Origin of the sequence: Burkholderia sp. Bp8992, from assembly GCF_003853705.1 — a bacterium.
Classification (GTDB): Bacteria; Pseudomonadota; Gammaproteobacteria; order Burkholderiales; family Burkholderiaceae; genus Burkholderia.
On record NZ_QTQI01000001.1, the window covers coordinates 462,465 to 484,002 of the forward strand.

Genomic DNA, 21,538 nt, shown 5'->3' on the forward strand with positions numbered 1-21,538 from the left:
TCTCGTTACTTGCCCGCGTCGGCTGCCTTCACGGTCATCGGCGGGTTCGGCCACAGGCCGTACACGGACGGTGCGTACAGCGCCTCGACGCGCGTCGGCGGCAGCCCGAACGTGCCGACGTTGTTCAGCCGTACCGTGTACTCGACCGAGAATTTGCCCTTCGGCAGATAGTCGTAGTACGCACGGTAGCCGTCGAAATCGCGCTCGATGAACGCCGGCCACGCGCCGTCCAGCGTTTTCTCGCCCTGCGTCGCCGCTTCCGAATCGCGGCCGAGCCCCGAGCCGAGGATCGTCGCGCCGGCCGGGATCGGATCGTTGACGACAACCCACGTCATGTCGCTTTGCGCATCGATATCGAGATGTACGCGTACGACGTCGCCGCGCGTCAGCACACCCTTGACGGCCGGCGACACGGGCGTGACGGTCTTCGTGATCCGGTAGCCGGCCGCGAACGGCGAGCGCAGCGGCACGGCCGCGAGGCTCTCGACCGTCGCCCACGGGCGCCCCGTGCCGTCCTGCGTGACGGACAGCGTGGCCGGCCCCTGCGACGCGCGCGGCCACGGCAGCATCACGCTGCGCGCGGCGGCGGCGCGGGTCGCGGGCGTGGCCGACGCGGACGTATCGGCGGGTGCGGCGGGTGCGGCGGGTGCCGCTTGCGACCACGAGATCGAGCGCTCGTCGCCGCCCAGCGCGACCTTCGTCGCGCCGGCGACCGGCGTGCTCTCGTAGGTACGCGAGAAGCGCTCGACCGCGAGCAGCCCGAGTGCATTCGACGTCGTCGTCTGCCATGCGCCCTGGCGCTGCAGCGCGAGCAGGCCGGCCGTGACGCGCGGCATCTCGTCCTTCCATGCCGGGTCGCCCGCGAATTCCAGCGCGAGACGGGCCGCATTGGTCTCGTTGCTGGTCATCAGCCACCACAGGTCGTCGTCGCGCGCGGTCGAGAACACGAGCTGCGTGCCCTGGTACGTGAGGCGCGCACGCAGGATCTGCTCGACCTGCGCGCGTTTCTCGTCGCGTTGCGGGATGTCCTTCACGCGCGTCAGGATCGCGTGATAGTCGATCACGGCCGACGTCGGCCACTGGTTCGGCGCGATCTCGATCGAGCCGAGCATGCGGCCTTGCGCGGCACCGTAGCGCGACAGCGCCTCGATCGCGGCGAGCTTGCGCAGGTCGCGATCCTGGCGCGGCGCCCACGCGTTGCGCTCGATGCGGCCGTCGACGAAGCGCGCGAGCCCGGCCTCGAGCTGCGTGCGTACATCCTCCGGCAGCGCGAAACGCGGATCGAGGCGGCTGGCTTCGTCGGACACCACGAGCAGATATGACGACAGCGTCGGGCTGCCGTGGTGCGAATCGTCCGACGACGGCGGGAAGTAGCTCGCGAGCCCGTCACCGTCGAGGTAGACGGGCATGCGGGCGACCAGCGCCTGCCATTGCGCCGGGTCGCGCAGGCCGATCGCGCGCGACGTCTGCTGTTCGAGGCAGCGGTACGGATAGCGCTCGAACCAGCGCCGCACGCCGGGCAGGCCGTCGGCGAGCTTCGACTGCAGCGACACGGCGATGCCGCCGCGCGGTGAACCTTGCGCGTTGTTCACGGCGCCGGCCGGGGCCGACACGGGCACCGTCAGCGTGCCGTCGACCTGCGCGAGCGTCGCCTGCTGCACCGTTACGGGCAGCGCGGGCACGACCTTCTGCGCGACCGCCAGCGCGTCGGACGCGCGCTTGCCGCCTTGCTCGGTCGCCTCGATGCGCCAGTTCAGCGCACCGGCCGCGTCGAGCGCCTGCTCGGGCACGGTGATCGTCCACGCGACCTCGGTCGCCGTATTGGCGGCGAGCGACACGGTCTGCGGCGCGACCTCGAGGCCCGTCACGCGCGGCGTCACGACGACCTGCATCGCGCGATCGGTCGTGTTGCGCAGCGTGACCTGCGCGCGGAACGCGTCGCCTTCGCGCACGAGCGGCGGCAGGCCGGAGATCAGCTGCAGATCCTGCGTGCTGCGGATCGACGTGCTGCCCGTGCCGAAGCGGTCGGGGCCGACCGCCGCGATCGCGACGATCCTAAAGCGCGTGAGCGCGTCGTTCAGCGGGACTTCGACCGTCGCGCTGCCGTTCGCGTCGAGCGTCACGCGCGGGTTCCACAGCAGCAGCGTGTCGAACAGCTCGCGCGTCGGCGCGCTGCCGCCCCCGCCGCCGGCCGGCACGGCCTTGCGGCCGAAGTGGCGGCGGCCGACGATCTCCATCTGCGCGGTGGCCGTCTCGACGCCGTACGCGCGCCGGCGCAGCATCGCGTCGAGCAGGTCCCAGCTGTTGTTCGGCATCAGTTCGAGCAGCGCCTCGTCGACGGCCGCGACGGCGATCTGCGTGCCGGCCGGCGCGGGCTGGCCGTTCGGCAGCGTGACCTTCACGTGCGCCTGCGCCTTGCTGCGTACCGTGTAGCGCGTCGCGTCGGTCGTCACGGTCACGCCGAGACGGTGGACGCCCGTGCCGACCTTGATTTCGCCGAGGCCGTAGCGGAACGCGGGCTTCGACAGGTCGACGAACGCGGTCGGCGCTTCATAGTGACGGCCTTCGCGCCAGAACGCGCGCGCCCATTCGACCGGCGCTTTCCAGCCCCACGTGAAGAACGAGTACCACGGCACCTCGCGAATCCGGCCGCGCAGCGCGAGCACCGACACGTAGACGTTCGGCCCCCACGATTCGCCGACCTTCAGGTCGACGGTCGGGTTCTTGCCGTTCAGCTCGACGATGTGCGTTTCCATCACGCCGCCGCGTTCGACCGCGACGAGCGCCGTTGCATAGCGGAACGGCATCCGCACCTGGAAGCGGGCCGTTTCGCCCGGTTCATACGACGTTTTCTCGGGGATCACGTCGATCCGGTCGGTGTTGTCGCCGCCGAACCAGAGCTCGTCCTCGCGCGTGACCCACACCGACGTCGATGCATTCGACGTGCGGCCGTCGCCGTCCTTCGCGACCGCGATCAGCTGCACGTTGCCGGCCTGTTCGAGCGTCGCGTCGCAGGCCATGCGGCCCTTGTCGTCGGTCTTGCCCGAGCACAGCACGCCGAGGTCGCGCGTGTCGCTCTTGTTGTCGTATGCATAGAAACCGCCGACCATCCGCTTGCGCGACGACGTCGTGATGTGCGCGACGCCCTTGATCTCGATCGGCACCGAGGCGCGCGGCTTGCCTTGCAAATCGACCGCCAGCGCCTGCACCGGCACGCGCTGGCCGACCGACACCCAGCGGCCGGCCTTGATGCCGGCGACCACCGCGGCCGGCCACAGGATCGTGTCGCCGCGGATCGTCTGCACTTCGCCGTTCGGGTCCGCGAACGTCGCTTCGAGCGCGATGCGCTTCGGCGCATCGACGTCCGGCAGGCCCTTGAGCGTGACCGAGCCGGCGCCGTTGCGGTCGAGCGTCAGCGGCAGCTTGTCGGCGATCAGCTTCGTCGCATCGGGGTCGTGGTTCGAAGACGACGATGCGTTGTCGCCGTCCTGCGAATCGTCGTCGGCGTTGCCGTCGCTCGCGTCGGGACGATACGGCGTGAAGCTGAAATCCTCGAAGCGATCGGCGAACGGCGGCGATGCCCACTTCATCAGCGCCGACACCTGCACGGGCAGGTTCGATGCGCCGCCGCCCGACACGTAGTCGATCTGCACCGCGAGCGGCGCTTCCTTCACGGCGACGAGCGGGCTCGTCTGCGCGTCGCGCGCGCCGATCGAGCCTTTCAGCACCGGCAGGCGGAACGCCTCGACGCGGAAGCTGCCGCTGTAGTAGGTGGCGGTCGGTGCATCTTCCGGGCCGCCTTCGAGCTCGACGCTGTATTCGCCGAGCTTCGCGGCGGCCGGCAGCGTGAACTGCGTGTCCGCGCTATGGTCGGCCGCCCACGTGAGCGGCAGCTTGTATGTCTGGCCGGTGCCGAGATGGCGGATCGTCACGCGCGTCGGGTATTGCGACGGGAACGCGAGGCTCTGCAGCGTTTCGGCGCGGATGAAATGCTTCATCGACACGGTTTCGCCGGCGCGCAGCAGCGTGCGGTCGAACACCGTATGCGCACGCACGGTCGGCGCGCTGTCGGTATCGGTCGGCACGTTGAAGCGCCACGATTCGATCCCGCGGTTCCAGCCCGAGCTGACGAACGCCATGTCGGGGCCCGTCTTCGGATCGTCGACGCGGGCCGACACGAAGTAGTCGTCGTAGCGCTGCTCCGACGAACTGCACGCGCGCTTCGGCTCGAACGGCCCGTCGATCTTCAGCAGGCCCTGCGCGTCGGTCTTGCCGGCCGCGATTTCATCGCCGTTGCAGTCCGACACGCGGATCTGCGCGTTCGGCACCGGCTTGCCCTTGTCGAGCGTCGTGACCCACACGAGATTGTTCTCGCGGCCCTGTTTCAGGTGCACGCCGAGGTTCGTGACGAGCACGGTGGTGCGCACGTACATGCTCGACGGCTTCGCGAGCAGCGAGCGGCCGAGCGCGGGTGACGCGAGTTCGAGCACGTAGAAGCCGGGTTTGTCGATCGGCACGCCGACCACCTCGAACGGGCGCAGCGTCTTCGGGTCGGCCGGCGGCAGCGTCATCGTTTGCGCGCCGGGCTCGCCCTTGAGCAGCGACAGCGAGCGCACGTCGATGCGGCGGTTCTTCGGCGCGGGCTGCTTTTCGCCGGCCTCGAGCGGCACGTAGACGGGGTGCTGGCCCTTGCGGTCGAGCAGGCCGGGAATCTGGCTGTCGATCGAGCCGGCCGTCATCGACCAGTTGTCGAAGCGGTCGACGGTGCGCATCCACTGGCGGATCGCCGTGTCGTTCTCGACCTTCAGGTTCGCGAATTGCGCGCCGCCTGCGTTGAGGCCCGCGATATGCAGGTCGGCTTCGACGTTGCGCAGCGTGACGGGCACGAGCGCGGGCGTATCGGGTTCGGCGAAGCGCTCGACGATCCCGAAGGTGCCCGACGAGAATTTCGCGAGCGGCGGCATCGGCGCGGTGCGCGTGGCCAGCGGGAATAGGTCGGCATTGGACAGCGAGCGGTCGGTGATGTCGCGCAGGCCCGACGGCAGTTCGATCGTCAGGCCGGCCTGCGCGGGCAGCGGCGGGTTGAACGTGACGGTCGTCACTTCCTCGCTGTGGTCGTCGGCCGCGAAGGTCGGGTTCAACGTGCCGTCGGGGCCGCGCAGCTTGATCGCTTCGGCGTTCTTGCGCGAGATCGGCGCGTTGAACGACAGCGTGAGCGGGCGCAGCGGCGTGCAGGGCGCCTTCGCGTTCTCGCGTTCGCACGAGAAACTCGCGGCGAACGGCGCGCGCACGGTGAAATCGAAGCGTCGCTCGGTCTCGTTGGCGATGCCGCTCGGGCTCGCGACGCCCTTGCCGTACACGAGCTGCATCTTCGCGCTCGCCGGCAGCGCCTGCGAGCACGACAGCGTCAGCACGCGCGCCGCCTCCTTCTTCAACCCGAAATGATCGAGCAGTGCGTTGCGTGCATCGTCGTCGGCCGCCGTGACGGGAATGCGGTTGCCGATGCCGGCCGCTTCGCACCAGACGTTCGCGAGTGCCGAACGCGGCTCGGCCGGGCCGTTCAGCTTCATGACGAAGACCTGGCGTTCCTCGATCTCGCGCGAGCCGGGGCGCACCGACACCGGGAACGGGCCGCCCGTCTGGAACGTGAAGCGGCGCGGGCCGCTCGCCGCATTGCCGGCGACCGAGCGCAGCGAATCGTTGAGCGCAACCGAGCAGCGCACGCCGGGCGGCAGGTCGTTTTCGAAATCGTAAACCCAGGTTTTGTCGTCGAGCCAGTGACCCTGGCCGCGCGCGGCCGTCGAGTCGTTGCAGGTCACGCGTGCGGGATTCGGCGCAGAGGCCGAGCCGAACGCGACCATCGGTTCGTCGAACTTGACGACGCTCTGCCGGACTTCGGTGACGGTGCCTTGCGGCGATACGCTCACCGTGCGAGCCGCGCCCGCATGCAGCGACAGCGCCGCGGCGGCGCCGAGCACCGCGACGGCGCCGATGCGCCAGAGCAGCCGGGTGGTGTGGTTGGTTCGATTTGCTTTGTTGTGTTTGTCGCGCTGCTTCATCGCTCGATTGCCCTCGGAGGGAAGCTTTCTGTTTGATTGCACGCGATTCTAACCGACCGTCAGGCACGCGCATCGCGGTGCGCAGAGTGTCGCCCGCACGCGACACGGGGGCCGGTGCCGCAGATTTGTCGCGCCGACGACACAAAAATGCAGCGAAATGTCGATTGTCTCGGATTGCGGAACATTTAATGGACTATAAAAAGATTGTTCGATCCGATTTGTGCGCGTACATTTCAGGTCCGCGCCAATGTTTGAGAAATATCAAGCGTGGTTTTCCCGAATCCGGTGTTCGAGAGAAGGAAACATGCACAACGACAACACTCCCCACTCGCGTCGCGAAAGCGACGCAACCACAAGCGGCATCACGCGGCGTCAATGGCTGCAGGGCGCACTGGCGCTGACGGCGGCGGGCCTCACGGGCTCGCTGGCGTTGCGGGCCCTGGCCGACGACCCCGGCACTGCGCCGCTCGATACGTTCATGACGCTCTCCGAAGCAGTGACCGGCAAGAAGGGGCTGAGCCGCGTGCTCGGCGAACGCTTCCTGCAGGCCTTGCAGAAGGGCTCGTTCAAGACGGCCGACAGCCTGCCGCAACTCGCCGGCGCACTCGCGTCCGGTTCGCTGAATCCCGATCAGGAAGCGCTCGCGCTGAAGATTCTTGAAGCGTGGTATCTCGGCATCGTCGACAACGTCGTGATTACCTACGAAGAAGCACTAATGTTCAGCGTCGTATCCGATACGCTCGTGATTCCCTCGTATTGCCCCAACAAACCCGGCTTCTGGGCCGAAAAACCGATCGAGAGGCAAGCCTGATGGCCGATACCGATACGCAAAAAGCCGACATCGTCGTCGTCGGATCGGGTGTCGCAGGCGCGATCGTCGCCCACCAGCTCGCGATGGCGGGCAAGTCCGTGATCCTGCTGGAAGCCGGCCCGCGCATGCCGCGCGGGGAAATCGTCGAGCGCTTTCGCAACCAGGTCGACAAGACCGATTTCATGGCGCCGTACCCGTCGAGCGCATGGGCGCCGCATCCGGAATACGGCCCGCCGAACGACTACCTGATCCTGAAGGGCGAGCACAAGTTCAACTCGCAGTACATCCGCGCGGTGGGCGGCACGACGTGGCACTGGGCCGCGTCGGCGTGGCGCTTCATCCCGAACGACTTCAAGATGAAGACGGTGTACGGCGTCGGCCGCGACTGGCCGATCCAGTACGACGACCTCGAGCATTACTACCAGCGCGCGGAGGAAGAACTTGGCGTGTGGGGCCCGGGCCCCGAGGAAGACCTGTACTCGCCGCGCAAGCAGGCGTACCCGATGCCGCCGCTGCCGCTGTCGTTCAACGAGCAGACCATCAAGAGCGCGCTCAACGGCTACGATCCGAAGTTCCACGTGGTGACCGAACCCGTCGCGCGCAACAGCCGCCCGTACGACGGCCGGCCGACCTGTTGCGGGAACAACAATTGCATGCCGATCTGCCCGATCGGCGCGATGTACAACGGCATCGTCCACGTCGAGAAGGCCGAGCAGGCCGGCGCGAAGCTGATCGACAGCGCGGTCGTCTACAAGCTCGAGACCGGGCCGGACAAGCGCATCGTCGCCGCGATCTACAAGGACAAGACCGGCGCGGACCATCGCGTCGAGGGCAAGTACTTCGTGATCGCCGCGAACGGTATCGAGACGCCGAAGATCCTGCTGATGTCCGCGAACCGCGATTTCCCGAACGGCGTCGCGAACAGTTCCGACATGGTCGGCCGCAACCTGATGGACCATCCGGGCACCGGCGTGTCGTTCTACGCTAACGAGAAGCTGTGGCCGGGCCGCGGCCCGCAGGAGATGACGTCGCTGATCGGCTTCCGTGACGGCCCGTTCCGTGCGACCGAAGCCGCGAAGAAGATCCACCTGTCGAACATGTCGCGCATCAACCAGGAGACGCAGAAGATCTTCAAGGCCGGCAAGCTGATGAAGCCCGCGGAGCTCGACGCGCAGATCCGCGACCGTTCGGCGCGCTACGTGCAGTTCGACTGCTTCCACGAAATCCTGCCGCAGCCCGAGAACCGCATCGTGCCGAGCAAGACGGCCACCGACGCGGTCGGCATCCCGCGGCCCGAGATCACGTATGCGATCGACGATTACGTGAAGCGCGGCGCCGTGCACACACGCGAGGTCTACGCGACGGCCGCGAAGGTGCTCGGCGGCACCGAAGTCGTCTTCAATGATGAATTCGCGCCGAACAACCACATCACGGGCGCGACGATCATGGGCGCGGATGCACGCGACTCGGTCGTCGACAAGGACTGCCGCACGTTCGACCATCCGAACCTGTTCATCTCGAGCAGCTCGACGATGCCGACCGTCGGTACGGTGAACGTGACGCTGACGATCGCGGCGCTGGCGCTGCGGATGTCGGACACGCTGAAGAAGGAAGTCTGACCGTGCGGAAATCTACTCTCACCTTCCTCCTCGCTGGCTGCCTCGCGCTGCCGGGGCTCGTCCGTGCGGCCGATTCGGCCGATCCGGCGCAGGTCAAGCGCGGCGAATACCTCGCGGTGGCCGGCGACTGCATGGCCTGCCACACCGCGAAGGGCGGCAAGCCGTTCGCGGGCGGCCTCGGGATGCCGGTGCCGATGCTCGGCAAGATCTACACGAGCAACATCACGCCCGACCCGGACACCGGCATCGGCAACTGGACGTTCGACGACTTCGAGCGCGCGGTGCGTCACGGCGTCTCGAAGAACGGCGACAACCTGTACCCGGCGATGCCGTACGTGTCGTACGCGAAGATCAACGACGACGACGTGCAGGCGCTGTACGCGTACTTCATGCACGGCGTCGAACCGGTCAAGCAGGCGCCGCCGAAGAACGAGATCCCCGCGCTGCTGAGCATGCGCTGGCCGCTGAAGATCTGGAACTGGCTGTTCCTGAAGGACGGCGTGTACCAGCCGAAGCCCGCGCAGAGCGCCGAGTGGAACCGTGGTGCGTATCTGGTGCAGGGCCTCGCGCACTGCAGCACGTGCCATACGCCGCGCGGCATTGCAATGCAGGAGAAGTCGCTCGATGAAACCGGCGGCAGCTTCCTGTCGGGTTCGGTGCTCGCGGGCTGGGACGGCTACAACATCACGTCCGACCCGAACGCGGGGATCGGCGGCTGGACGCAGCAGCAGCTCGTCCAGTACCTGCGCACCGGCAGCGTGCCGGGCCTCGCGCAGGCGGCCGGCCCGATGGCCGAGGCGGTCGAGCACAGCTTCTCGAAGATGACCGAAGCCGACATCGGCGCGATCTCGACGTACATCCGTACGGTGCCGGCCGTGGCCAGCGGCGACGCGAAGCAGTCGCGCTCGTCCTGGGGCAAGCCGGCCGAGGACGGCCTGAAGCTGCGTGGTGTCGCGCTCGCGTCGTCGGGTATCGATCCGGCGCGGCTGTACCTCGGCAACTGCGCGACGTGTCACCAGATGCAGGGCAAGGGCACGCCGGACGGCTATTATCCGCCGCTGTTCCACAACTCGACGGTCGGCGCATCGAATCCGACCAACCTCGTGCAGGTGATCCTGAACGGCGTGCAGCGCAAGGCCGGCAGCGAGGACGTCGGGATGCCGGCGTTCCGCCACGAGCTGTCGGATGCGCAGATCGCCGCGCTGACGAACTACCTGACCGGGCAGTTCGGCAATCCGGCCGCGAAGGTGACCGAGCAGGACGTCGCGAAGCTGCGTTGATGCAGCGCGCGACGCAGCACGGCGACGACAGACAAGAGGAGGCGCACAGCACATCGGGCGGGCCCGATGCCGGTTGTTGCAGAGCGGGGCGGGCGGCGCAGGCGGCCGCCCGTCCTGGTTCGTTGGCAATCCGGTGCGCGCAGGCCGCGCATCGCTTTCGTTGATCGAGACCATGACACCGAATCAACCGTTTCTCGCGTCCCAGCGCGATGTGCTGCTGCTGCTGTCCCGGATCCTGCTCGTGATCCTGTTCGTGATGTTCGGCTGGAAGAAGATTGTCGACTTCTCCGGTACGATCGCGTTCATGGGCTCGGAGGGTGCGCCCGCGCCGATCATCTCGGCGGCGATCTCCGTCGTGATGGAGCTGTTCGTCGGCATCGCGATCCTCGTCGGCTTCCAGACGCGCCCGCTCGCGCTGCTGCTTGCGCTGTATACGATCGGCACCGGCATCATCGGCCACCATTACTGGACGATGACGGGCGGCGAGCAGATCAACAACATGATTCATTTCTACAAGAACATCGCGATCGCGGGTGGCCTGCTTGCACTGTGCGCAGCGGGCCCCGGTCGATATTCGATCGATCGCGGATAGGCGGACCCTGGGCGCGCGCATGGGGCGCGCGCGGGAAGGTCGAGACTCCGAGGGGGCATCATTTTGCGACTTAAACATTTCGCATGGCTGATTGCGGCTGCCACACCGGCGGCCGCCTTTGCACAGACGAGCGTGACGCTGTACGGCCGGATCGACGGCGGCATCGAATACCTGAACCACATCGCGACGCCGAACGGCAGCAAGTCGCGCTGGAGCGCGGAAGGCGGCGACTGGGGCACCAGCATGTTCGGCCTGAAGGGCTTCGAGGATCTCGGCGGCGGCCTGTCGACGGTCTTCAACCTGGAAACCGCATTCCAGGTGATGAACGGCACGACGGGCGGCGGGCGCATGTGGTCGCGGCGCGCGTACGTCGGGCTGAAGAGCGACACGTGGGGCCAGCTGCAGGCCGGCCGCAACCTGTTCATCGACAGCGACGGCGTGTGGGAATTCGACCCGTTCGTCCAGCAGGCGTTTTCGTCGGCGTCGCTCGTGCGCGGCCGCAACTGGCAGCAGAGCAGCAACAACATCGAATATCACAGCCCGGTGATCGGCGGCTTCGACGTGCAGGCGCAATATGCGTTCGGCAACCAGTCGCGCGGCTTCAACTACGGGGCGGCAGACGATTTCGGCCGCTCGGACGGGATCATGATCTCGTACCACTCGCCGGTGCTCGACTTGCGCGGCATCTACGACGAACTGCGTGACAACAACGGCAAGTTCAGCAACATCTTCACGGCGTCGCGCGAGTACTTCGTCGGTGCGAACGTGAAGGTGTCGAAGTTCAAGATCCAGGGCGCGTATACGCACTATCAGGCGCCGGACAGCCCGGCCGGTGTTGCCGATCGGGCGGATCACTACTGGCTCGGTGCGACTTATGCGGCTACGCCGCAGTGGGCCGTGACGGGCGGCGGCTATTACGTGAAGGTGGGCGACGGCGGCAGCGATGCGTCGCACGATCCGTCGGGCCACGCGATGATGTACGTGCTCGGCACCACGTACAACCTGTCGAAGCGTACGTTCCTGTATGGAACGGTCGCGTATGTGCGCAACGGCGGGAATTCGAACTTCTCGCTGCTCGCGACGCCGCGGGATGCGACGTCGGGAACGAGCCCGCTTGCGGGTGAATCGCAGACGGGTGCTTATGTGGGGATGATGCATACGTTCTGAGCGCGGGCAGCGCCAGATACGCAAAAGGCACGGGTGATGGAGCCCGTGCCTTTTTCATTTGCGACCTGCGGCAACTTCGGCCGCATCGGCCGCCATTCAATCCAGCGCCTTCCCGGCTTTCTCGTCCATGCAGCGAATCGCGAGCAGCGTCATCGCGCCACACGCGATCGCATACCAAGCCGGCGCATTCGGATTCCCGGTTGCCGCGATCAGCCACGTGACGAAGAACTGCGCGAAGCCGCCGAAGATCGCGACGCCGACGCTATACACCAGCGCACCGCCCGTCGCACGCACGGCCCGCGGAAACAACTCACCGAGCATTGCCCCCGTCGCACCGATGTTGATCGCATGCACGATCGACAGCGCGGCGATGATCGACAGCAGCGACGTGGCGCCCGGCCAGCGGTTCAGCGCGATGAACGCCGGGTAGATCGCGGCCATCAGCACGATGCGCGTCCACCAGACGATCCGGTTGCGCCCGTACACATCGGACAGGTGGCCGCCGATCGGCGTTACGAGCATCAGGATCGCGCCGGCGACGCAGCCGGTCGTCATCGACAGCCACGTCGGCAGGTGCAGCACCTGCACGCCGTAGATCGCCATGTAGAACACGATGATGTAGTGGATCGACGTGCCGCCGATCGTCACGCCGAGGCCCGCGAACACGGCCTTGCCGTGATGGCGCAGCACGTCGGCGAGCGGCAGCGATGCAACTGGTTCGTCGTGCGCTGCGGCGGGCGAGGGCGCAGCCGCCGGGACTTCCTCGACGGTGCGGCGCAGCCAGTAGCCGAGCGGCACGAACAGCGTGCCGATGATGAACGGCACGCGCCAGCCCCAGCTTTCGAGCTGCGCGGCGGTCAGTGTCGACGTCAGCGCGACGCCGGTGAGCGCGCCCGCGAGCGCGGCAAGCCCCTGGCTCGAGAACTGGAACGACGCATAGAAGCCGCGACGATGTTGCGGCGCCTGTTCGAGCAGCAGCGTCGTCGACGCGCCGACTTCGCCGCCCGACGCGAACCCCTGCAGCAGCCGCGCGAGCACGAGCAGCAGCGGCGCGGCGATGCCGATCTGCGCGAAGGTCGGCGCGACCGCGATCGTCGCGGTGCCGAGCGCCATCAGCAGCAGCGTGAGGATCATCGCTTTCTTGCGGCCAGCGCGGTCGGCATACATGCCGATCACGAGCCCGCCGAGGGGGCGCGTGACGAAACCGACGCCGAAGCTTGCGACCGCGAGCATCAGCTGCCCGAACGACGAATGCACGGGAAAGAACAGCTTGCCGATCAGGATCGCGAAGAAGCTGTAGACCGTGAAGTCGTAGAACTCGAGCGCGTTGCCGACGGCGGCTGCCGCGATCAGCCGGCGTTTCTTCGCGGCGGCGCGGGCATCGACCGGCGTGCCGGCGAACGGAAGGGCGGACGTTTCCATGGGGTTCCCCCGGTTAAGCGCGAAACTGTGTGGTGAAAGGCCGTCAGGCCGCGAGCCAGGCTTCGGCGACGCGAACCCAGTAGCTCGCGCCGATCGCGAGGATGTCGTCGTTGAAGTCGTAGCCGGGGTTGTGCACCATGCAGCCGCCCTTGCTGCCGATCCCGTTGCCGATGAACGCGTAGCAGCCGGGACGCGCCTCGAGCATGAACGCGAAATCCTCGCTGCCCATCAGCGGCGCGGCGTCGGTTTCGACGCGCTCGGCGCCGAGCATCTGCTGCGCGATCTCGGCCGCGAACGCGGTCGGTTCCGCGTGATTGACGAGCACCGGGTAGCCGTAGTCGTAGTCGACTTCCGCGGTGATGCCGAAGCTTTCGGCCTGGCCTTTCGCGAGGGCTTCGATGCGGCGCGCGAGCAGCGCGCGCACGTCGGCGTTCAGCACGCGCACCGACAGCTTCATCACGACGGTTTCGGGAATGATGTTGAAGGTCTCGCCGGCCTGCACGCTGCCGACCGTAATCACGGCCGCATGCTGCGCATCGACCTCGCGTGCGACGATCGTCTGCAGCGCGACCATGATGCTGCCCGCGGCCGACATCGGATCGCGCGCGAAATGCGGCATCGCGCCGTGGCCGCCGACGCCGCGCAGCGTGATCGTCACGCGGTCGGCCGATGCCATCGCGGCGCCGGTGCGGAATGCCATGTCGCCGGCCGCGCGGCCCGGCATGTTGTGGATCGCGAAGATCGCGTCGCACGGGAAGCGGTCGAACAGGCCGTCGTCCATCATCGCCTTCGCGCCGCCGAAGTTTTCCTCGGCAGGCTGGAAGATCAGGTTCAGCGTGCCTGAGAACTGGCGCGTGGCCGAGAGGTGGCGCGCCGCGCACAGCAGCATCGCCGTGTGGCCGTCGTGGCCGCATGCATGCATCTTGTTCGCATGGCGGCTCGCGTACGGCAGACCCGTGGCTTCCGCGAGCGGCAGCGCGTCCATGTCGGCGCGCAGCCCGACCGTGCGCGTGCCTTGCCCTTCGCGCAGTACGCCGACAACGCCCGTCTTGCCGATCCCGCGATGCACGTCGTAGCCCCAGCCGGTGAGCAGCTGGGCGACGAGATTGCTCGTGAGCGTCTCCTCGAACGCGAGCTCGGGATGAGCGTGAATGCGGCGGCGCACCTCGACCAGTTCGGGGGCGATCGCGGCGATGCCGGGGATGACGGGGTTCACGGCTTGCAGCATGGGGTCTCCTGTGGGGCAGGTGGAGCGTTTGACGTGCATATGACGAGCAAGCATATAAATTTCTTTCGGGTACCAGAAGCTGCTAAATTGCTTTGGTGCACACCGTCGGTTGCCGCTCGGGAATACCCTGAGCCACTGTGCCGCGCGACGCACAGGGTTTCCACGGATCACGCATTGCCGCCATGAAATACCATCAGCTGAAAGCGTTCGTCACCGTTGCCGAAGAAGGCAGCATCCGCGCGGCCGCGCGGCGTCTGAACGTGTCACCGGCGGCGTTGACGAAGGCCGTCAAGGAACTCGAGATCGCACTCGGCGTGTCGCTCGTCGTGCGTACCGCACGCGGCGTGCAGCTCACCGCGTTCGGCCAGCAGCTGCAGGTGCGCGCGCGGCTGATCGTCGCCGAAATGCAGCGTGCCCGCGACGACATCGAGCAGGCGCAGGGCGCGATGACGGGCTCCGTCGCGGCCGCCATCACGCCGGCGGCCGCGGTGACGATCCTGCCCGACGCGTTCCGCGCGTTCCGGCGCCGCTTCCCGGTGGCGCGCGTCAATCTGGTCGAAGGGTTTCCGGGCGTCGCGCTGCCGCGCCTGCACGACGGTTCGCTCGATTTCGCGGTCGCCGTCGTCGTGCCCGAGCTGCTGGCGGCCGAGTTCGATCATGCGGAGCTCTACGCGAGCCGTTCGCTGATCGTCGCGCGCAAGGGGCATCCGCTCGCGTCGGCTACGTCGCTCGCCGATCTCGTCGACGCCGACTGGCTGATGAATCCGTCGCCGGAAAGCTCCACGCAGGTACTGTTCAATTCGTTCGTCGCGTATGGGCTGCCGGTGCCGGCGCGCGTCGTCGAATGCCCGAGCTTCGGGCTCGCGCACAGCCTGATGACGGGTTGCGACCTGATCGCATCGATGCCCGAGCAATTGCTGCAGGGCGAGTGGGCGCGCGACCAGCTCGCGGTGCTGCCGATCCGCGAGCGCCTGCCGGGCGTCTCGGTGCAGGTCGTCACGCGCCGCGACAGCCCGCTGACGCCGGCCGCGGCAATGCTGCTCGACTGCCTGCGCGATTCCGCGCGGCGCAAGGGACTGCGGTGAACCGGCGCCCGACGAAAATCATGTAGTCATCCTGACGATGATCGTGCCGACACGCGGCGAGCGGTACGCCATTCCGGCGCATGCCGCGCGAGCCGGTATGATATCGGCCGGCCCGCCGCTGCGGCCGGCCGCCAACCACTCTCGCCATCCGGCATCCAGCAATCAGAGGCATCACATGACCAGTGCAACCCAATTCGACAACGTATCGGTCGTCAAGCGCGCGAACGTCTATTTCGACGGCAAGTGCGTGTCGCATACCGTGCTCTTCCCGGACGGCACGCGCAAGACGCTCGGCGTGATCCTGCCGTGCGCGCTCAACTTCGGCACGGACGCGCCCGAATTGATGGAAGTGCAGGCCGGCAAGTGCCGCGTGAAGCTCGACGGCAGCAGCGAATGGCAGACCTATGGCGCCGGCGAATCGTTCTCGGTGCCGGGCAAGAGCCGCTTCGACATCGAAGTGCTCGAGACACTCGATTACGTCTGCAGCTACCTGTAAGCGCAGGCGGCAGAAAAAGAAAAGCCCCGCCGAAGCGGGGCTTGTCGCAAGCGGATGGCGCAAGGCCATCCGGAGCGCCTGTTCTCGTTACAGGCAGGCGTTGATGTCGCCGGCCGACGATGCATCGCCGCCGCGGAAACCGACCCAGGTCTTCGCGTTGCCGGCGTTGGCCGGGCGCACCACGGCGGCAGCGCCGTTCGGCGGCTGCTGGCCCGGCGCGTAGACGGCCATTGCGAGGCCATTCGCCAGTTCGTACTGCGACGTCACTTGTTGCTGCGACTTGTCGGCCCACGTCTTGGCGATGCACTGCGCCACTTGGTCGGCGGGCTTTTGGCTTTGTCCCACGTTCTGCAGGGCAGAATCGGCTGCATGAGCAGAAAATGCCACGGTCAATGCGATGAGCGGTAAGTATTTCGCGTTCACGTTATCTCCCTCGAGTCGTGATTGATTAAGTGGGATGCGCAGCAGTACTGCGTGCTAATGAGATCGCATCGGGCAAGCACGGTTCCGGTGATTCCGAAACAAGTTGTTAACGCGCTTGCCAAATGGCGGCTCCGGTGCTGTGCGGCGTTGCTGCGATGCGGCATGCGTCGTGTGCGGCTCGACGTCATGCGTTGCACGGTCAGCGCGCTGCCCGGTCGTGTGGTGTCATGACGGTCACGGCACACGGCATGTGTGTGCATGCCGTGCCGCGACTCTTTATCTGATGGCGAAGTGGAATGGCTGATTGATGGCCCCGTCGCATGGGCACCATGATGACAAACTTTCGCCAGACAAAATGTTAACCAACTTTAAACCCGGAACACGGCGGAATACGATGCGGCGCACGAGGGTGCGCCGCATCGTGCAGCGAGGCGAGGCGCGATGAGGAGGCGGTGCGCAGCCGGTGTGCCCGAGTACGCGGTTGGCGTCAGCCGGCCTTGCGGGTGCCGGCGTCGCGCAGGTTGACCGGGACGATCGGGCGAAAGCGCTCGCGCTTCTGTTCGTCGTCGAAGTGCTGGAGCGCGGGCTTGATCAGGTCGCTGCGCGACACGAGGCCCGTGACGCGCAGCGATTGCTCGTCGTCGACGACCGGCAGGCGTTCGAGGCCCAGCATCGCGAGGCGCGATGCGACGACGCGGCATGTTTCGTGCGCGAGCGCGACGGCCGGGGCGCGGCCTGTGAACGCGCCCGCGATCGGCGTATCGGCGCCGGCCTGTGCGCGCTGCGCGTCGAGCGTCGCACGATCGACCAGGCCGAGCAGGCGGCCGTGCTGCACGACCGGGTAGGCGCGATGCGTCTGCTTCGCGCCGAAGTATTGCGACGCGACGATATCGAGCGTCGCTGCGCCGTCGATCGCGACGAGCCGGTCGGCCGGCGTCATCACTTCACCGATGTCATGGCGCTCGAGCGGATCGACGCCGTATTCGCGATAGATGTGATAGCCGCGACGCGCGATCTTTTCCGTCATGATCGAGCGCTTCATCACGATGGTCGCGAAGCCGTGCGCGACGAGCGTCGCTGCGAGCAGCGGCAGCAGCGCGTTCGCATCATGCGTGAGGCCGAACGCGAACACGATCGCGGTGAGCGGGGCGCCGAGCGTCGCGCCGAGCGTCGCGGCCATGCACACGAGCGGCCACAGCGCCGGATCGCCGCCCGGCAGCAGCGGCGACAGCACGGTGCCGAGGCCGGCGCCGAGCATCAGCAGCGGGGCGAGCACACCGCCCGACGTGCCCGAGCCGAGTGCGATCACCCACATCACGGCCTTCACGATCAGCAGCGCGAGCGCGATCTTCAACGCGATATGCTGATGCAGCAGGTCGCCGATCACGTCGTAGCCGACGCCGAGCGCGCGCGGTTCGAGCCAGCCGCCGATGCCGATCACGACCGCGCCGAGCGCAGGCCACCACATCCAGTGCACCGGCAGCTTCGCGAAGGTGTCCTCGACGCGGTACAGCGCCGCCGACAGGCCGCATGCGAGCATGCCCGACAGCAGCCCCGCGACGATGCACGACAGCAGCGCGACCGGCGACGGCGCGGCCGTCGTCAGCGGAAACAGCGGATCGACGCCGAAGAACAGCGCACGTGCGAACCCGGCTACCGCACACGCCAGCGCGACCGGCAGGAAACTGCGCGGCCGCCATTCGAACAGCAGCAGCTCGACCGCGAGCAGCACCGCGGCGACGGGCGTGCCGAACACGGCCGTCATGCCGGCGGCTGCACCGGCGACGAGCAGCGTCTTGCGCTCGGCGGCGGTCACGTGCACGCATTGCGCGATCAGCGAGCCGAGTGCGCCGCCCGTCATGATGATCGGGCCTTCGGCGCCGAACGGGCCGCCGCTGCCGATCACGACGCCGGACGACAGCGGCTTGAGGATCGCGACCTTCGGCGACATGCGGCTCTTGCCGAACAGGATCGCCTCGATCGCTTCGGGAATGCCGTGGCCGCGGATCTTCTCCGAACCGAAGCGCGCCATCAACCCGACGATCAGCCCGCCGACCACCGGGATCACGATCACCCATGCGCCGAGCGTGTTGTTCGCCGGGGAGCGGTCGGCGAACGAGAACTGCTGGAAGAAGAACAGGTTCGTGAACAGGTGGATCAGGCTCAACAGCACGAACGCGGCAAGCGTGCTGAGCAGGCCGATTCCGGCGGCAAGCAACGCGATCCTGGGCAGGCGTGCGTTGGTCGAGAAATCGCGTTTGTGTGGTGCGTTCATCGGCGTGGAAAGAGCAAGGGTCAGTAATCGATCTGGGGAACCTGGAACGTGCCCTTGAGCGACTTCAGCTCGGCGCGGTGCATGGCCGCGAGGCGGGCGAGCAGCGTCTCGCCGGCGGGTTCGAGGTGGACTTCGACCTGCCGGCGGTCGGCTTCGCTCGTCTTGCGCTTCACGAGCCCGAGCGCCTCGCAGCGCGTCACCAGCGCGACGACGCCGTGATGCTGCGCCTGCAGGCGTTCCGCGAGCTCGCCGACGGTTGCCCATTCGCGATGCGGATAGCCCTTGATGTGCAGCAGCAGCAGGTATTGCAGCGGCGTCACGCCTTCGCTTTGCGCGGCGCGTTCGGAGAAGCGCTCGAAGCGGCGCATCTGGTAGCGGAACTCGGACAGTTGCTGGAAATCGCTTTTGGCCAGCGCGCGTCGGGTATCGTTCATCGAGGGCGGTCGTACGGTCAGTTTCGGTGGCGTCAAATATATCACAATATGATATAAAAGGCCGGGCGATGGCGGAATGAATGCATTCCACGTTGCGTCAGCCGTTACGGGACATGGCGAGTGCTACGCGGCCTCTAGCATTCGGGTCTGCTGATAAAGGCCCGTCACGAGATCCGTCTGCGTGATGATCCCGACGAGCCGGTGCGACGCATCGACGACCGGAATGTGGTGATGGCCAGAATGCGTGAACAGCGGCACGAGTGCGGTGATCGGCATCGTTTCCGGCACGCATGCGACGTCGCGCGTCATCACGGTGGCGACGCTCGCGGGCTGGCCGCCGAGCGATTGCGGCAGCCGCGCGGACAGGCGCTGCCACAGCGGGGCCGGACGACGCAGCTGGCGCGTGAGATCGGCGCGCGTGACGATGCCGGTCAGCCGGCCTTCGCCATCGACCACCGGCAGCGCCTTCACGCGGTGGCGGTCGAGCAGCGTCAGCGCGGCCGTCACCGATGTCGACGGCGCGACCTCGATCGCATCGTTCGTCATCAGGTCGGCGCACGTGAGCTGGCCGAACGTGCGCGTATAGGCCTGCATCTCGGTTTCGCGCAGCAGCGTTTCGAGATCGTCCGGATCGACGTCGAGCCATTCGCTGCGACGCTTCAGCACCACGTCGAGATCGCCGCGCGTGAAGCCGCCACGTGCCGATGCGGCGCCGCCCGCCTGCGGTTTCGCGTCGGGTCGCACGCCGCCGTGCGGATAGCGGTGTCCGGTCAGCGCGTGATACACGAGAGCGGCCGACAGCAGGATTCCCGATTGCAGTGCGATCGGCTCCAGCACGAAACCGAAGCCGAGCGAGTGGATGGCCGGGCCGCCGACCACGGCCGTGAGCGCGACGGCGCCCGACGGCGGGTGCACGCAGCGCAGCGCGAACATGCCGCCGATCGCACACGCGATCGCGACCGCGGCGGCCGTGACCGGATCAGCGATCCATTGCGCGCAGGCCACGCCGACCGTCGCCGCGACGAGGTTGCCGCCGATGATCGACCAAGGCTGCGCGAGCGGGCTCGCCGGCACCGCGAACAGCAGCACGGCCGATGCACCCATCGGCGCGACGAGCAGCGGCACGAGGCCCGGCACGCCGGGCAGCAGCCGCATCGTGACGCCGACCGTCGCGATCCCGACGAGCGCCCCCGTGCACGAACGCAGGCGCTCGCGCCAGCCAAGCGACATCGGATGGGGAAGGAAGCTGCGCAACCATTGCTGCAGCGTGCGGCGCGACGGAGAGGAGCCTGACGACATGGACGGGTACGCGGTAAATAGGACGGCGCGGGGCCGCGCGGCGACAAGGGCGCAATTATATCGCGTTGTGATACAAATTGCCGTGCTGCATCAAGCCGTTGCGTGCGCACGGCGCGCGAGTCTTGCGAAAGCCTTTCATTCGATGAAAGCTTTGGGGCCACGCAACCGCGCACATTCGTCGGCAGCGGCGTACAATTCGGGCCACCGAATCCCCCGTCATGCCAGAACCACGTACGCGATGCCCGCTCTCCCGCCTTTTCCCCGGCCCGGTGATCGACTCGACGTGGTTCGCGGCCGTGTTCCGTTTCCCACTTGACGCGAGCGCCGCCGACGCCTCCCCATCGACTCCCCCCAAGCCAATTCAATGGACATGCTCGAAAACATGCGCCTGTTCGTGCGCGTTGTCGAAGCCGGCAGTTTTACTGCGGTCGCGAAGGAAATCGACGCGACCACCGCGCAGGTGTCGCGCGCGGTCTCGAACCTCGAAGCGCACGTACAGACGCGCCTGCTGCATCGCACGACGCGCCACCTCGGCCTGACCGAAAGCGGCGAACGCTATTTCGAGCGCGCGAAATCGATCCTCGCGGAACTCGACTATGCGAACGCGGAGGCGCGCAACGCGCTGCTGCGGCCGAGCGGCAAGATGCGCATCCATGCGATGACGGGGCTCGGGCAGAGTCATGTCGTGTCGTCGATCGTCCGCTACCAGGAGGACAACCCCGACGTGTCGGTCGAGCTGACGCTCGCGCAGCGGATGCCGAATCTCGTCGAGGAGGGCTACGACGTGTCGATCGTGACGGCGTCGCAACTGCCCGATTCGGGCTATGTCGCGCAGACCTGCGGCACGAGCTGCAGCGTGCTTGTCGCGTCGCGCGAATACCTGGCGCGGCACGGCACGCCGCAGACGCCCGGCGAATTGCCGAACCACGTGTGCCTGCGTCTCGACACGCCGGCCTCGCCGGCCAGCGAATGGCGGCTCGAGCGCAGCGACGGCGAGGAAGCCGTCTACGAGCTGCAGCCGGCGCCGTTCCAGGTCAACGTGCCGGACGCGCTGTGCGTCGCGGTGCGCGCCGGGCGCGGGATCGCGTGCGTCGCGCTGTATACGGTGCTCGACGACATCCGCGCGGAGCGGCTGATCCGCGTGCTGCCGGAGTACCGGCTGCAGACGGTGAGCGTGTATGCCGTCTACGCGACGCGCCGCTATCTCGACGCGAAGATCCGTACGTTCCTCGAGCACCTGCGCACGACGCTCACGCCCGCGCTGGAGAACGACCTGCGCGAACTCGACCGGCTGACGACCGAACACGCGCCGGGCGGCCGCAAGCGCGCGTGACGGCGTACGTGCGTG

15 protein-coding genes are annotated in these 21,538 nt (G+C 67.4%); 8 read left to right on the top strand and 7 right to left on the bottom strand.

All coding sequences use genetic code 11. The annotated features are described in order from the left end of the window. Positions 1–5: 5 nt before the first annotated feature. Positions 6–6,059 (bottom strand): alpha-2-macroglobulin, encoded by a 6,054-nt coding sequence (locus DIE03_RS02100; protein ID WP_124446988.1) that lies wholly within the window; start codon positions 6,057–6,059, stop codon positions 6–8. A gap of 304 nt (positions 6,060–6,363) precedes the next feature. On the opposite strand from DIE03_RS02100, the gene DIE03_RS02110 reads away from it, so the two are divergent. From DIE03_RS02110 to DIE03_RS02130, 5 genes are all read left to right on the top strand, one after another. Further along, positions 6,364–6,870, top strand: a complete 507-nt coding sequence (locus DIE03_RS02110; RefSeq protein ID WP_124446990.1) for a sugar dehydrogenase complex small subunit — start codon at positions 6,364–6,366, stop codon at positions 6,868–6,870. Further along, positions 6,870–8,489, top strand: a complete 1,620-nt coding sequence (locus tag DIE03_RS02115) for a GMC family oxidoreductase (protein WP_124446992.1) — start codon at positions 6,870–6,872, stop codon at positions 8,487–8,489. The genes DIE03_RS02110 and DIE03_RS02115 overlap by 1 nt, the downstream gene beginning before the upstream one ends. A gap of 2 nt (positions 8,490–8,491) precedes the next feature. Then, complete coding sequence (locus DIE03_RS02120) at positions 8,492–9,769, top strand: cytochrome c (RefSeq protein ID WP_124446994.1); 1,278 nt, start codon at positions 8,492–8,494, stop codon at positions 9,767–9,769. Positions 9,770–9,941: 172 nt separating this feature from the next. After that, positions 9,942–10,361, top strand: a complete 420-nt coding sequence (locus tag DIE03_RS02125; protein WP_124446996.1) for a DoxX family protein — start codon at positions 9,942–9,944, stop codon at positions 10,359–10,361. Positions 10,362–10,424: 63 nt separating this feature from the next. Beyond that, positions 10,425–11,528, top strand: coding sequence for a porin (locus DIE03_RS02130; RefSeq protein WP_124446998.1), 1,104 nt, complete (start codon positions 10,425–10,427; stop codon positions 11,526–11,528). A gap of 96 nt (positions 11,529–11,624) precedes the next feature. On the opposite strand, the gene DIE03_RS02135 is transcribed toward DIE03_RS02130, so the two are convergent. Together DIE03_RS02135 and DIE03_RS02140 are read right to left on the bottom strand one after the other, a co-directional pair. Then, entirely contained in the window at positions 11,625–12,950 is a 1,326-nt protein-coding gene (locus DIE03_RS02135; protein ID WP_124447000.1) for an MFS transporter, read from the bottom strand. Between the two features lie 43 nt (positions 12,951–12,993). Beyond that, on the bottom strand, positions 12,994–14,178 hold the full coding sequence (locus DIE03_RS02140; RefSeq protein ID WP_124447002.1) for a M20 aminoacylase family protein: 1,185 nt from the start codon (positions 14,176–14,178) through the stop codon (positions 12,994–12,996). 182 nt (positions 14,179–14,360) lie between these two features. Between DIE03_RS02140 and DIE03_RS02145 the strand changes: the two genes are divergently transcribed. Then, entirely contained in the window at positions 14,361–15,263 is a 903-nt protein-coding gene (locus tag DIE03_RS02145; RefSeq protein ID WP_124447004.1) for a LysR substrate-binding domain-containing protein, read from the top strand. A gap of 175 nt (positions 15,264–15,438) precedes the next feature. Continuing rightward, positions 15,439–15,759, top strand: coding sequence for a pyrimidine/purine nucleoside phosphorylase (locus DIE03_RS02150; protein WP_006478890.1), 321 nt, complete (start codon positions 15,439–15,441; stop codon positions 15,757–15,759). An 87-nt stretch (positions 15,760–15,846) separates the two neighbouring features. Here the strand turns inward: DIE03_RS02150 and DIE03_RS02155 are convergent, their stop codons facing one another. The 4 genes from DIE03_RS02155 to DIE03_RS02170 form a co-directional block, all read right to left on the bottom strand. Next, entirely contained in the window at positions 15,847–16,182 is a 336-nt protein-coding gene (locus tag DIE03_RS02155; RefSeq protein ID WP_059240325.1) for a hypothetical protein, read from the bottom strand. 487 nt (positions 16,183–16,669) lie between these two features. Beyond that, on the bottom strand, positions 16,670–18,457 hold the full coding sequence (locus DIE03_RS02160; protein WP_124447006.1) for a chloride channel protein: 1,788 nt from the start codon (positions 18,455–18,457) through the stop codon (positions 16,670–16,672). 20 nt (positions 18,458–18,477) lie between these two features. Beyond that, positions 18,478–18,891: a MarR family winged helix-turn-helix transcriptional regulator gene (locus DIE03_RS02165; protein ID WP_124447008.1), complete on the bottom strand. Its 414-nt coding sequence runs from the start codon at positions 18,889–18,891 to the stop codon at positions 18,478–18,480. Between the two features lie 123 nt (positions 18,892–19,014). Then, a complete protein-coding gene (locus DIE03_RS02170; protein WP_124447010.1) occupies positions 19,015–20,190 on the bottom strand; it encodes an HPP family protein in 1,176 nt (391 codons plus the stop codon). Positions 20,191–20,554: 364 nt separating this feature from the next. Between DIE03_RS02170 and DIE03_RS02175 the strand changes: the two genes are divergently transcribed. Further along, on the top strand, positions 20,555–21,523 hold the full coding sequence (locus tag DIE03_RS02175) for a LysR family transcriptional regulator (RefSeq protein ID WP_124447012.1): 969 nt from the start codon (positions 20,555–20,557) through the stop codon (positions 21,521–21,523). Positions 21,524–21,538 lie beyond the last annotated feature (15 nt).

Bases quoted from the DNA above. Each gene is read 5' to 3' on its own strand.
- DIE03_RS02135 (WP_124447000.1), bottom strand. From the start codon at position 12,950: ATGGAAACGTCCGCCCTTCCGTTCGCCGGCACGCCGGTCGATGCCCGC.
- DIE03_RS02140 (WP_124447002.1), bottom strand. From the start codon at position 14,178: ATGCTGCAAGCCGTGAACCCCGTCATCCCCGGCATCGCCGCGATCGCC.
- DIE03_RS02100 (WP_124446988.1), bottom strand. From the start codon at position 6,059: ATGAAGCAGCGCGACAAACACAACAAAGCAAATCGAACCAACCACACC.
- DIE03_RS02115 (WP_124446992.1), top strand. From the start codon at position 6,870: ATGGCCGATACCGATACGCAAAAAGCCGACATCGTCGTCGTCGGATCG.
- DIE03_RS02170 (WP_124447010.1), bottom strand. From the start codon at position 20,190: ATGTCGTCAGGCTCCTCTCCGTCGCGCCGCACGCTGCAGCAATGGTTG.
- DIE03_RS02175 (WP_124447012.1), top strand. From the start codon at position 20,555: ATGGACATGCTCGAAAACATGCGCCTGTTCGTGCGCGTTGTCGAAGCC.
- DIE03_RS02160 (WP_124447006.1), bottom strand. From the start codon at position 18,457: ATGAACGCACCACACAAACGCGATTTCTCGACCAACGCACGCCTGCCC.
- DIE03_RS02150 (WP_006478890.1), top strand. From the start codon at position 15,439: ATGACCAGTGCAACCCAATTCGACAACGTATCGGTCGTCAAGCGCGCG.
- DIE03_RS02125 (WP_124446996.1), top strand. From the start codon at position 9,942: ATGACACCGAATCAACCGTTTCTCGCGTCCCAGCGCGATGTGCTGCTG.
- DIE03_RS02110 (WP_124446990.1), top strand. From the start codon at position 6,364: ATGCACAACGACAACACTCCCCACTCGCGTCGCGAAAGCGACGCAACC.
- DIE03_RS02145 (WP_124447004.1), top strand. From the start codon at position 14,361: ATGAAATACCATCAGCTGAAAGCGTTCGTCACCGTTGCCGAAGAAGGC.
- DIE03_RS02165 (WP_124447008.1), bottom strand. From the start codon at position 18,891: ATGAACGATACCCGACGCGCGCTGGCCAAAAGCGATTTCCAGCAACTG.